Origin of the sequence: Rhodococcus sp. P14 (genome assembly GCF_000256505.1) — a bacterium.
Lineage (GTDB): Bacteria > Actinomycetota > Actinomycetes > Mycobacteriales > Mycobacteriaceae > Rhodococcus > Rhodococcus ruber.
The window spans coordinates 21,485-32,423 of record NZ_AJFC01000371.1; the positions used below are offsets into that span (position 1 = coordinate 21,485).

11 protein-coding genes are annotated in these 10,939 nt (G+C 66.0%); 2 read left to right on the forward strand and 9 right to left on the reverse strand.

The features are described from left to right. Positions 1-19: 19 nt before the first annotated feature. Positions 20-202: a hypothetical protein gene (locus tag OEY_RS31320; protein ID WP_237713799.1), complete on the forward strand. Its 183-nt coding sequence runs from the start codon at positions 20-22 to the stop codon at positions 200-202. Continuing rightward, positions 199-405, forward strand: a complete 207-nt coding sequence (locus OEY_RS31325) for a hypothetical protein (protein ID WP_029540242.1) — start codon at positions 199-201, stop codon at positions 403-405. The genes OEY_RS31320 and OEY_RS31325 overlap by 4 nt, the downstream gene beginning before the upstream one ends. Before the next feature lie 241 nt (positions 406-646). Here the strand turns inward: OEY_RS31325 and OEY_RS30675 are convergent, their stop codons facing one another. The 9 genes from OEY_RS30675 to OEY_RS0125975 all read right to left on the reverse strand — a co-directional run bounded on the left by OEY_RS30675 (position 647) and on the right by OEY_RS0125975 (position 10,616). Then, positions 647-955, reverse strand: coding sequence for a hypothetical protein (locus tag OEY_RS30675; RefSeq protein ID WP_157180028.1), 309 nt, complete (start codon positions 953-955; stop codon positions 647-649). 462 nt (positions 956-1,417) lie between these two features. Continuing rightward, positions 1,418-2,248, reverse strand: a complete 831-nt coding sequence (locus OEY_RS29220) for an SMODS domain-containing nucleotidyltransferase (RefSeq protein WP_010596654.1) — start codon at positions 2,246-2,248, stop codon at positions 1,418-1,420. 12 nt (positions 2,249-2,260) lie between these two features. Continuing rightward, a complete protein-coding gene (locus OEY_RS30680; protein WP_157180029.1) occupies positions 2,261-3,154 on the reverse strand; it encodes an S-4TM family putative pore-forming effector in 894 nt (297 codons plus the stop codon). 312 nt (positions 3,155-3,466) lie between these two features. Beyond that, complete coding sequence (locus OEY_RS0125950; protein WP_010596655.1) at positions 3,467-4,480, reverse strand: hypothetical protein; 1,014 nt, start codon at positions 4,478-4,480, stop codon at positions 3,467-3,469. Positions 4,481-4,485: 5 nt separating this feature from the next. Then, a complete protein-coding gene (locus OEY_RS0125955; protein ID WP_010596656.1) occupies positions 4,486-5,682 on the reverse strand; it encodes a site-specific integrase in 1,197 nt (398 codons plus the stop codon). Between the two features lie 77 nt (positions 5,683-5,759). Next, positions 5,760-6,740, reverse strand: coding sequence for a TniQ family protein (locus OEY_RS0125960; RefSeq protein WP_010596657.1), 981 nt, complete (start codon positions 6,738-6,740; stop codon positions 5,760-5,762). After that, positions 6,737-7,765, reverse strand: a complete 1,029-nt coding sequence (locus OEY_RS0125965; protein ID WP_010596658.1) for a TniB family NTP-binding protein — start codon at positions 7,763-7,765, stop codon at positions 6,737-6,739. Before OEY_RS0125965 ends, OEY_RS0125960 begins: the two co-directional genes overlap by 4 nt. Next, entirely contained in the window at positions 7,762-9,870 is a 2,109-nt protein-coding gene (locus tag OEY_RS0125970; protein ID WP_043805981.1) for a Mu transposase C-terminal domain-containing protein, read from the reverse strand. The genes OEY_RS0125965 and OEY_RS0125970 overlap by 4 nt, the downstream gene beginning before the upstream one ends. Next, entirely contained in the window at positions 9,870-10,616 is a 747-nt protein-coding gene (locus OEY_RS0125975; RefSeq protein ID WP_237211733.1) for a TnsA-like heteromeric transposase endonuclease subunit, read from the reverse strand. The genes OEY_RS0125970 and OEY_RS0125975 overlap by 1 nt, the downstream gene beginning before the upstream one ends. Positions 10,617-10,939 lie beyond the last annotated feature (323 nt).

Sequence of the window (10,939 nt, forward strand, 5' to 3'; positions counted from 1 at the left end):
CGTTCTAGGCTCGGTAGCCGTGCAGGCCTTCATCGACGAAAACACCGTCCGCGGCATCATGGTGGTCGCTGCGGTAGCCGACCCGTCCGCGCTGGACCAGGCCCGTCGGACATTGACGGCGTTGCGACTGAAAGGCCAAGAACGCATCCACTTCAGTCCGAACGAGACACACGCCGGCGCGCCATCTGCTCGGCGTTGGTGACCTGGGATATACACGTCCGCGTCTACCATGCCGCCGAACTCGCACCCAAAATCAAACGTCCCCGATGCCTCGAAGCACTCGTCGGCGACCTGGCCGAGCTACCGCTCTCCCGGTTGGTGCTCGAGCAGGACGATTCGACGGTCAAGTCCGACCGGCGAATCCTGTCGAGGCCACTGGCAAGCACGGGCTGCGTGACCGGCTGACCTATCACCATCTGCGGGCCAAACAGGAACCGATGCTGTGGATTCCGGACGCGGTCGCGTGGTGCCTGGCCAAAGGAGGCGAAGGCCCGCTCGCGTGCGGCCGCTGATCGGCAAGACGATGATCGTGGAATAGAAACGCGAAACCCGGCTCACCAACCGTCTGGAAGGCTGCCGGGTCCACTTCACCCGTGCTACTGCCCTGGGCACAATCCACGATGCCAGAGCCGGCGAGTGTGCGCAACTACGTGCGCACTCGTGCGTAGCTTCGGAGGTGGTGACGGTGCGCGGGCCGCGCGGTCGACGCCAATACCGCTGCTTGTACCGGATTCGCAGGCGGAACTCGGTCGATCCGCTGTTCAGTGTTACAAGGGCCATGCGGTGGGTCCACTTTCCTGCTCCAGCGAACGGGAAGCTTCATCGCTTCCCAGAAAATGGTTGCCTTCGCCGGATTGAAGACCGGCACGGATGGCGGCGCGATGCGCGCCGCGATGTCGCGGCCAGGTTGTTCGTACACGAATTGCAGGCAATGCTCGGCGATCTCGACGTTCACCGCATCAGGTGGGCACGCCACGAGGGTTGACCGAGGTCACAGAGAAGGTGAATTCGCAACAATGATGCCGGCTGCGAGAGTTGCGGCCCTCCGAGCCGAAAGTCTTTCTTTCACAATAGCTCCGACATACCCGCCGTACCTCTTGCGGCAGGGGTGCTTGCGTGGAGGCGATCGCTGTTCGGGGTGAGGAACCCCAGCGAGGATCCACCTGCCAACCAGAGAAACGGCGATGCACGCCTTGCATCGCGATGCTTGCACTGCACGCTGTGCGTGCGAAGCATGCCCTGCGTGCATCGCCCCTCCCCTGCCGATAGGGCGCTCTTATGTCATGTGAACTGCGACCGATTGTGCGCGACCATAGTGTCGAAGGCATCACCGATCCCGTTCTCACATGGCGAGGCTGGTGTGGCCCTTGAACGGTTGCGAAGTCTCTCCTGCCGGCGATGCAGTGAAGGAACTATGTTACTGATTAAAAAGTAACTTCAACTGCTTGATGGCATCTATTTGCTTGCCCTCACTTTCGAAGCTCCACGCCTTACGCGCCCGCGACACTGCGGTGGTTAACTTCGAGATCGCGTCGACATGATTCGAGTCGGAAGACGTTGCGTTAAAACGGGATCCCAGGCCCGTCGGGTCATTCATCGATGCGAGGCGTTGGCTCAGCAACCCGTCAAGGAACCTGTACAGGTCGAGCACCGGCAGCCACGCACTCTCGCCGTCCGCATACTTCGCTGCGCGCATTTCTAAGTAGCACGACGAGACTGGGACGTTGCACTTGTATTTCCACGTTTTCGCCTGTCGAGCAAGCTTCTTCGCGGCCCCATTATGCTTGCGGTTCGCATCGTTGACGTACTTGTTGTGCTCCTTCGGGTGGGTCTTCATCCAACCCCCAAGAGGGTCGGGGATCCAGTAGCCGCCCTGGCCCTCAATCGGATAAGCAGGCGTTACCTCTACGTCCCCATCACTGAACTTGCACACCACTGCCGGTCGCCTGACAACGATAGTGGTGCCCGGGAAACGTGTCTGCAGCTCCTGCTTGACCTTGTTCAGGGTCGTCCACTCGGAGCTCGGCTTGACGCCCTTCAAAGACGCCATGTAATCCGCGTCGCTGTAAAGCCACACACCCGTGCCATGTCGCAGCGATCCCGTTTCGAACAATTCGTGGAGACCAAACGAGTTGTTCAACCGGTTTTGGATACTCTCCCGATGCCCCTTCGCGCCGTCGAATTGCGAGGATGAGGGCGTATACTTCGCCGTTACCTCTGCTAGGTATTGGTCCGCGGTCTGAGTCACTGCTGCTCTCCTTCAGGCAAGTCCGGCACGCTGTGCCTGAGCGATCATGTCATCCGCTGTGGTACGCATCGCGCGTTCGTTTCGGCTACGAAGACGTTTGTCGAACCAGTCAGGAACCTGGGCGTTTCGCTTACGAATCCCGGCGATGGCATCCTGGTAGTGCCTCACTCGCCCCTCAGTTGGAACGGCGTGTCCGGACATTGCAAGATCCCAGTCCTCGAGAATCCGAGACTGGGTGTCCTCCTTTTCCGCGGCGCTCTCGAAGTTCTGCCGGACCATCTCGAACGCCTCCCAAGCGAGTGGAGTGAACGGTGCGACAAGCGCCCCAAATCCTGCTCCCGCTTCCAGTCCTGCTACCCACCAGAGGGTCGCTATGACCAATGCGAAGAAGACCGTGATCGCAAGGACGGTCCAGGCCCACAAACGGTGTACCGGCGCACCCCAACCGACATTGCTCTGCTGACACACGACAATATCTAGAGGGCGTTGCAGGGTGCCGGTATCGGGATACCAGTTGCGGGTTCGCGACCCGCTGTAGCGGTCAGCCGCCCGAGCAATTTGTTGGCCAGACGGTCGATGTTTGAATGCTACGTCGTTCCACGCAAGGTCGAATATTGAGCAGTCGAAGGACTCCTGCACTGAAACGGCGAGATCGATCTGACGTCGCTCTCGGTACATCAGGATCCCGTTGATAAAAAGCAGTACTAGACCTCCAACAGATCCGACGAGGCCATCGTCGTCCACCGTCAACGAGACGACTGCAACGACGACTCCGAGGACCGCTACAGCTCCTAATCGAGACCACTGAGCGGTCTTCACATCCGCATACAGCCGGGCTTGAGCAGCGACTTTCCGAACGGAATCATTTCGGTTTTGCGCAACGCTGATTGGCGGGTTGGTGAGCACCTACGGATCTCCTGCCTACCGACATGCATGGTCAGTGGCAGGTTAGAGTCGGCCACCGACAGAGACCAGTGACCCATCAACCTACTTGGCAGTCGGGCGAGTGCACCATTCCCGGCCACGGAGAGTTTTCGCGTCGGGGACTCGACCCACATTCGCTCCAGACACCGGAGAAGCGTGAGCTGACGTGTATTCGGCAGCGTGCCGAACCCAGTTATTGCGTGAGTTTCCGAAACGTCCAGGTTGGGCGAGCACAGGCGCTGAACTGCGGCGGGGGCGCCTTTCCCTCAGTGTCCCAACAAGAACAACAGATGATCATAGTCTCTCCAGCACGCCCATCAGTTCCTCGAGGAGCGCATCGGCGCGGGTTTCTATCTCGTCGAAGACATCGGTGAGGTCCTTAAGGGCCTTGTGATCGCGGCGGCGGGCTTGGGCGCCGCGATCGTAGTAGTCGGGGTCGAGAGCGATGTCCGGCTCGACGCAGGCGTCGACATCCTCCTGCGGGGGAACAGGTAGCGCCCGGCGCGTCGGGGCGCGACCCGACAGGTGTGCCCGTACCAGCATCGCCACCGACTGCGGAGTCATCGGGTGCGCGTGCGGGAGATGCCCCCAGCGGTCGATCGGACACAGCAACGGTTGCCGTGCCTGTTCCGCATCGAGCGGGTCAGTGACAATCGCTATCGGGTCGGTGAGGTGGTGGCGCAGCAGGTGGGTGCCCGGGTACAGGTCGAGAAACGCCTGGATCTCTGCCCATCGGCGATAGATCGCGGCGGTCGGGTTGTCCCCGGTCTCGGGATCCGGTGGGAGCCGGAACCGTTCGCCGGCCCGGGTGGTGATCACCAGGGTGCCGCCGCCGAGGCGGAGGTCGCGGCGGCGCAGACGGGTGATGTCGGTGAAGCTCATGCCGGTGGCGGCGAGGACCAGTAGCAGGGCGTCGCGGCGGCCGAACAGTCCGCTCGGCCACCCTTGAGTGGGTAGCTCGGCCGCTTTCTGCAGCAGCAGGCGTCCGAGCCGGTCGAGACGCGAAGCGCGAGTGGTGTCGAGTTGCCGGCGCACCGTCTCGGTCCGCCCCGGCGCGGGATAACCGTGATCGGTGTGGACGGCGTTGATCGCCGACAGACGGCGCCGCTGCGTCGCGACGGCGGCCGGATGTTCGTGCAAAAACAACGCAAGCGTGTCGGGTGCGGCAGGGATGGGCCGGTGGTCGGCGGCGGCACACCAGTCGGCGAACAGCGCCCAGTCGTGGCGGTAGCGATTCGGGATGAGTAGGCCCAGGTCGGCATCATGAACATCGTTGCGGCGGAAGTCTTCTCGTGCGGTGCTGGTCATCGCGCTCACAACCCGAGGTTGGTGACGGCGTTGCCGATGAGCGGGGCGTTTTCGCGGGCGTAGGTTTCGAGCATGGCGGGGGTGCTGTGCCCAGTCTGACGCATGATCGCGTGCGCACTGGCGCCGTTGCGGAAGGCCTGGGTGACGAACCCGGCCCGCAGCGAATGCCCACCGAGCTGCTGGACGATGTCGGGGTCGTAGCCGGCCTGGGCGGCGCGGCGGCGGATCACCTGGTGCACCGCCGCTCCCGACAGGGCGGTGTCGGAGAGATTGCCGTTCTTACGGATCGCCCGCAACCACGGCGAGGACGGCACCATGCGCGGACGCACACCGCGGCACACGTGCGCCTCGAACGGTTCGGCGGTGCGCAGCAGCCGGATGACGGCAGGCCGACCCCCGGAGTCGAAGACGGCGACGACCTGCGCCCACCGCAGCCACGCACAGGGCGGGCAACTGGTGTGACTGTGGGTGAACGGCAGCGCCCGGACACTCCCCCGCCCCTCCTGATCGGTCTTGGACTTGCGCAGACGGATGTGCAGGCCGTCGAGCCGATGCAAGGAGACATCACCGCACGTGAGCACCACGAGTTCGCTGCGCCGGAACGCCCCGGCGAAACCCACCAAGAGGATGGCGGAGTCGCGGCGTTCGAGGACCTCCGCGGCCCAACTGCCGCTGCCCGCGCGCATCTTCTCGACGATGGTGACGATGTCCGCGGTAAGCAGCGGCGCCCGCGGCGTGCGGGGCCGCTCCCCCGCCGCGGCGTAATCGCGGCGGATCCCGGACAGGGTCGCGGCCACGAGCTCGTCGCTGCCGGGGGCGGGATGGGCGGCGCGGCGGTGGTGGAAACCGATGCCCGCCACCCAGCGGGCCAACGTTGAGGGTGAGTAGGCGCGCTCCCCCACTTCCGTCACCGTCGACGCCGCGTCGAGAAGATAGGCGGCGACGGTGAGCGGATGCGCCGGCAACGGGCTGTGGCCTTCGCGCTGGCACCAGGCGGTGAACCGGGCCCAGTCCGCGGCGTAGTTGCGCCGGGTCGACTCGGACCGCGACCGCGCCGCCGTCCCGGCCACCTGCACGAGGGTCTCGACCTGCAACACCGGCACGGACGGCGTGGCGGGCTCCGCGGCTGTCAGGTCCCGTCTGGTGTGGCGAGGCTGATTCTCGGTGAACTGCGGCTCGCCATGCGGGGTCTGTGCTGCCATGTGTCGTTGTTTCCCGTCTGAAGTGGCGGATTTCTGGTCGGGGTGGTGGGTTCGTGCGCGTGGCGGTCCGGGATGTGTCATCGGCTCGGGGTGTGGTGTCGGTAGGTGAATCTGTAGGTGTGTCGGTGCTGGGCTTGGTGTTGGTCGACCCAGCGGCGTAGGGGGTCGTTGTCGGTGTGCAGGCCTGCGGTCCAGCCGAGGAATCCGAGACGGTGGGCGATGTGCAGGTAGAACGGTCGCTGTTCGTGGACCAGCTCCGCGAGCCCGATCCGGCGACGCCAGGTCGGATCGATCAGGATTTCGGCGAGGATCACCGTCTCGGGCAGAACGAGCAATCGGGTCGGCAGCAGCTGTGGGGCGTGGTTGACGGCGTTGACCGCGTCCTCACGCGCGTTCCATCGCCGGGTGAGCCGCCGGTGCAGGAGCGGATCGGGGTTCCGCCGCCAGGCGATCATGATGTCTTGGGCGGTGTTGACATGGCTGGAAATCCAGTCTGGGTCCTCGTCGCTGCGAAACAGCTTGTCGCGCCGATGGATCGCTTTCGCGATCTCGGGTGCGGAGCTGAGGTTCACCGGCGGCTGTGCGGCGCACTCCCCGAGCCAGAGCTGATGCCGGCGGCAGTAGCCCTCGGCCGCCGACGAGTAGACCCTGATCACGGGAGCGCCGGGAATCTGTGCGATGCAGCGAGGGCAGTGCGTGCGCGTATGTGAGCTGACGCCGGCGAAATGCAGGCTGGGTGTGGCGGGGTCGATGGCATCGCGCCGCGGACCGGGCATCGGCAGGCTGCGTGCCAGTTGCTTCAGCGGGATGCCCGCGAATATCGCGAGCCGCTGCCGGGCGGCGAGGTTGAGCTGGACGTCCCAGTTCTTGAGGACCATGAATCGGTCCGGGCTGGTGTTGTCCGGGTGCCCGATCGACCGGAGCAGTGTTGTCGGCCTGACCAGTTCGTTCGCGGCAGCGAGCCGGAACACGAAGGACAGGGTCGTCTCGCCGCGGACCGGGCGAACCCGGAACGGCAGCGGGACGGCGGGCTTGTGCCAGAGCGGAAGAACGGTCATGACAGCGGCTTGCGGCGCGGGTCGTATTGATTGCCCGCAGCGATGTCGAGGATGACCGCTTCGAGGTGGGCTTTGGTGATCTTCTCGGTGCCGTCGCTGATGGCGTCGTTGGCGGCCTCGTAGATCAGCTGATCGAGGCTGCCGATCATGCCGCCGGTGCGGGCGTGCAGGTAGGGTGCCCAGTCGATCAGGGTTCCGGGTGTGTGGCGGTGCAGCCGCAGTGACTGCTCCATCGTGGCGACCAGCTTCTTCCAGTCGTTCTTGGCGGCGATGGTGTGGTAGGAGAACGGCCCGGTGGTGACCGGGATGAACCGGCCGGCGATCTGCCGGCCCCGGACGCCGGAGAACAGGTTGGTTTCTTCCAGGTCCAGACCGGAGTACACGAACGTGGCGGAGATCGAGTCGAAGAAGTATTTCAGCTGGTCGGATGCGTCTTTTCCCTTCTTCGTCGACAGATCCAACCGGTGGATCTCGTCGACCAGGACCAGCCGGGTGCCGGCCCGGCGCATCACCGCGGCGACCGCGTGCGCGAGGGCTTGTGGGGAGTCGTGGCGGCCAACGGGCAGTCCCAGGAACACCGCCATCTCCCCGGCCAGGGCCTTCGGGTCGGCGTCGGGTGGAATCACGATGTAGACCACCGGGATGCGGTCGGGGATCCCGGGATTGCGGCGTTCGAAGTCGAGCTGGAACCGGCGACCCAAGTGCGTGATCGACGTCGATTTTCCGGTCCCGCTGCCGCCGGAGACCAGCAAGCCCCGCCGGCCGAGCTGCTTGCCGCGGTTGTTGACGATCAATTTCTGCCCGGTGTGCAGAACCTTGCGGATGTCGGGAGTGGCGACCAGCAGCAACGACGAGTGATAGTCCTGCCGGGCCTCGTCGTAGAGTTCCCGCTCGAGCTCGTCCATCCGCTCACGATCGCTGCCGGAGAGCATCTGCGGTGGTTGAGGATGGGCCGTGCCGACGAACGACGACCAGCCCTCCTTGGTGGCCAGCGGGTGCCGGGCATCGAGATGTATCGAGCTCACCAGCGGCCTTCCTGCTCGTCGAAGGCATCGAGCAGCCCGAACGGCACCACGGTCTCGGCGTCGGCCTCGATCGTCGGATCCGATTCCGCCTGGACCGGCAGTGCGGGCGGCAACGCCGGGGGCCGGGCCGGTTCGGGCAGGGCGGTGGGCCATCGGCCGACCTCGGTGACCTCCACGGGCAGGTGGTTGGGCATCTCGCGGGTGCACGCATGGCGAGCCAGCGGACGGCGGGTGTCGGGGCCGGCTTCGGCGCGGCGCAGCAGCGCGGCCAGGATCACCGCGACCGCCATCTCGTTGGCGTCGTCGACGCCGCGCTGCGCTGCCAGTTTCCGTGCTGCGCGCCAGGTGAAATCGGCGAACGGCTGCCGCACGATGTTCCGGTGCGTCCACGGGACGGTGATCCAGCCGCGGCCGCGGTGGTTCCGGACCCAGACCCGCGAGACGTCGTAGGGGTCGTAATGGACCTCCCAGCGGCCGCCCTTGGGGACGATGCCCGAGGATTCCCCGGCGAAACCGCGCAGCTCGCTGCTGTTGTAGGTGCGGTAGTCGATCTGAACACCGGCATCGCCGATGGCGCGCCATTGCGCCGGCAACAACTCGACATAGTCCTCGCCGGTCAAGGTGACCGGGACATACCCGGCCGCGGCGATCAGCGCCGCGTAGACATCGTTCGGTGACGCGTTCTCGGTGGGGCTGAAGGGGTGCCGCAGCCCCTCGTGCGGGCGGGTCTGCCAACCGGCCAGCACCCATTCGTCGAACAACTCCTGCAGATCCGCCAGCGACCAGACGGCGCGCTCGTCGACGTCGGTGCCGCGGCGGGTGACGTCGCGGCCGGTGTAGCCGGAAACATGCTGGCAGAACAGGGTATTGATCGAGGAGAAGGTGCGTTCGACGATGGCCTTGTCGGTCGGGGTCAGCACGTGCGCGGGCTGCACCGAGATGCCCAAGGTGTCCGCGGCGCGGGCGAACACCTCCGACATGAACACCTTGCCGTGGTCGATCACGACGGTGTCCGGGACGATCACCGGTTTGGCGGCCGCCATCGCCATCCGCGCGTCCAGTGTCACCAGCCGCCGATACGGGATCCGCGACGCCGCCAGCGCCAGCGCATGGTCCCAGCCCGGCCGCATCGGCTCGGGAACGCTCATCCGCGCCAGCATCAGCGCAGCGTCGACGGCTTTCGCGCCGACCGGCCGGAGCACTCCCGCGCCGATGGTGCGGGTGGCGATATCGACGGCCAGCACGAGCTCGGCGCGACCGATCACCCCGTTGTCCATCACCGCCATCACATCGATCGGGGTGGTGTCCAGATGCACCAGCTCCCCCGGCCGCGCGGCGGTGGCCGGGGTGTAGACCTTGTCGGGCCTGTGCGCCGCCGACCGGCGGGTGAGCGCCGAACCGAACGTGTGCCGGCCCTGGGCCAGCACGTCCAGCAGCCGGTAGAACGTCGTCTTCGACGGCATCGGCACCACCCCGGGCCCGTGTTCGTCGTCGAGCATCTGCTTCACCCTCGCGATGACCCGCGATTTCGTGCCCGTCGACGTGCCGGTCTGGGCGTCGATAACCGCCGTCGCCGCGGCAATCACCCGCGGGTCGACCTGCCCGGTCGGCGCGGCCGTCCTGGTGTAGCGGGTGTCGACCAGCCCCCACAACCCCTGCTCGCGGTAGCGCTGCCGCATCCGCTGCACCGTGCGGGCGCTGGTCTTGCGGCCGGCCGCGGTCAGCTCCGCGGCCTTTCGCGTCTCCCTCGACTTCAGCGAGAACACCGTCGGGTCGTACCCCGGCCGCGGCTGCGCATCCTCCGGAGTGTCCGGAAGCAGACCCGTCTCGACCTCGATCACGTGACATTCCCAGTCCCTGGCCGCCTCCAGCACCTTCTCCGGCAGCGATGCGAGCAAGTTGCTCGGCTCGATCTTCGGTGCCGGAGCCGCACCGACCAGTTCGAAGTCCTCCGCTGCCAGCAGGAACGACAACGCCACCACGCTCGATTCGCCCGCCTCGGACAACAAGCGGATCTTGGTACCCGAGAGCGCGACGACCGCGTGCGCCGTGCCCTCGAACACGACCCGGTCGCCGACCGACACCACCGGACGTGGCGACCTCATCACCACCCCTGCTCGGACAACGGCACCGACCGGGCACTCGCCAGATCCGCCACGTCCGCCACGTGCGGCGACACCCGCACCACCGTCCGATGGGACAACACCAGCGCCAGATCCGCGAGCAGCCAACGTCGCCACATCAAGTGATAGAGCACCGGCAAGGTGCCCAGCGGATCCCCGGCCGCCTCCGCGCCGTCGAGCAGCGGCTGCGGGCACGCGAACACCTGCAGCAGGTCCCGCGCCGTCGGCTCGTCGAAACAGCGGGGATGCCGGTAGCCGCCCAACCAACGGTGGTTCGCCGCCAGCACCGGGTCCAGCCGGTCCCACACCGCGTACTCCCAGCCGACCTCGCCGCAGGCCCGTGCCGTCGCCGCGAACGCTTCCCGATCCCGGTCCTTGATCCGCTCGGACGGCCGGGAATCCAGCACCAGGGTGCGCCCGTGGTCGAGCCGGACCAGGAAGTCCGGGGTGTGCCGCCGCCTCCGGCGCGTGCCGGCGTCCCACAGCAGTGTGAACGGCTGCGACACCACATCCGACACGGTCGGGTCGAAATCCAACGCCACCAGATGATCCCGCTCCACCCACGACTCGAACCCGATCCGCCGGCCCAGCGTCGCCGACCAGTACCAGCCGGGGAAGTTCTTCTGCCCCCGGTACGACGAGAACGACCGCACCGGACCCCCGATCTGCGCAGCGACCTGTGGAAACGACTGCCACGGCAGCCTCCGCCGGTCACCGGAGACCGTCACGAACTCCACCTCGACCCAGCAATCACCCCGGGCACTCGCATCGTCTCGGAGCTCGGAAGCAGTCAGCACCGGAACATCTTCGCCACTTCCGGTGGGAACCCGCCACCGATCCGCCACTTCTCCCGGGAATCCGCCACCTCGATCGGGAACCGACACCGGGCACCACGAGCTGGCCGTCGTTGGCGGGTTCCGTCTCCATATCCACGGTCGGGAACGGTACCGGACGGCCCCGACACCGTCCCGGCGCCCGAAACTGTGCTCAGCTGGGGGTTCGCGGTAATAGCTGCGTAAATGCAATACCGTTTACTTAGAATGACACGACT

Bases quoted from the DNA above. Each gene is read 5' to 3' on its own strand.
- OEY_RS0125950 (WP_010596655.1), bottom strand. From the start codon at position 4,480: ATGACCAGCACCGCACGAGAAGACTTCCGCCGCAACGATGTTCATGAT.
- OEY_RS0125955 (WP_010596656.1), bottom strand. From the start codon at position 5,682: ATGGCAGCACAGACCCCGCATGGCGAGCCGCAGTTCACCGAGAATCAG.
- OEY_RS0125960 (WP_010596657.1), bottom strand. From the start codon at position 6,740: ATGACCGTTCTTCCGCTCTGGCACAAGCCCGCCGTCCCGCTGCCGTTC.
- OEY_RS0125970 (WP_043805981.1), bottom strand. From the start codon at position 9,870: ATGAGGTCGCCACGTCCGGTGGTGTCGGTCGGCGACCGGGTCGTGTTC.